The organism is Streptococcus cristatus (genome assembly GCF_003943505.1).
In the GTDB taxonomy this organism is placed as follows: Bacteria; Bacillota; Bacilli; order Lactobacillales; family Streptococcaceae; genus Streptococcus; species Streptococcus cristatus_E.
The window spans coordinates 1-822 of record NZ_RJPS01000051.1; the positions used below are offsets into that span (position 1 = coordinate 1).

2 protein-coding genes are annotated in these 822 nt (G+C 36.6%); both read right to left on the reverse strand.

Going from position 1 to position 822, the window contains the following annotated elements:
* Positions 1-451 (reverse strand): SMI1/KNR4 family protein (locus tag D8792_RS10905; RefSeq protein ID WP_142999400.1); only part of this gene is annotated, 451 nt, incomplete at its 3' end.
* Positions 452-503: 52 nt separating this feature from the next.
* Positions 504-822: Imm59 family immunity protein (locus D8792_RS10910; RefSeq protein ID WP_125374009.1), on the reverse strand; the 319-nt coding region annotated here is incomplete at its 5' end.

Here is an 822-nt window from a genome sequence, read left to right on the forward strand (position 1 = left end):
ACTCTGTGAAGTTGTTCGCTACAAATTCAACAGCAGGATCCAATTCATAAGATTCCTCGTGATACCAGATACAAATGCATGGATTTTCAGTATCCTCTGCATAATTTAGACATAGAAAGTCTCCACCATACAATGCTACTATGGGGATTAGTTGCATTCCGACATTATCTTCATCAAATACAATACGACCTTCCAATTGCGTACTCACAACTCCGATATCGTAAACCTCTTCTGCTTTCTCACCTGAAATAGCTAGTATGGCTAAAAAGCGATCGATTACTTTCTCATTATTTCTAAATTGAAAATACCGTTTTGAAGGAATGCCCCCATTCTCTTTCTTTATAAATTCCTTATAATCATCAGGTAGTTTAACCCTCCACGCTACCTCTCTTTCATGCAATAAGGCATCAGTTGGCAAAGGTGAGATAATTGCTTGTTCTTTCTGATTCATAGTTTCAGCTTCTTTCTCTATTTAAAATCTTTATACCACTAGCTCTGAGGAATTAATCATTTTCTTCCTTGTCCCATAATGGGGATGGGTACATCTTACCCATTCCTTCTTGAACATAATAACGATTGAAAAAAATAGTATCTCCCAAAAGTTTTAAAAACTTCTCTTTTGCTTCTGAAAAGTCTGTAAAGTCGAAAATTCCTCCCTTACTTGCTCGATCCATTGTAGCGTAGACATTGTACACTTGCTTAGAATCGTCAAAGTCGATTACCACTTCCCATTCACCAGGACCATATTCATTAAAGATAGAATACCTCAAACTCTCGTATCCTAAATTATGAATGGCTGACAACAGATCCAAACGTTCTTTA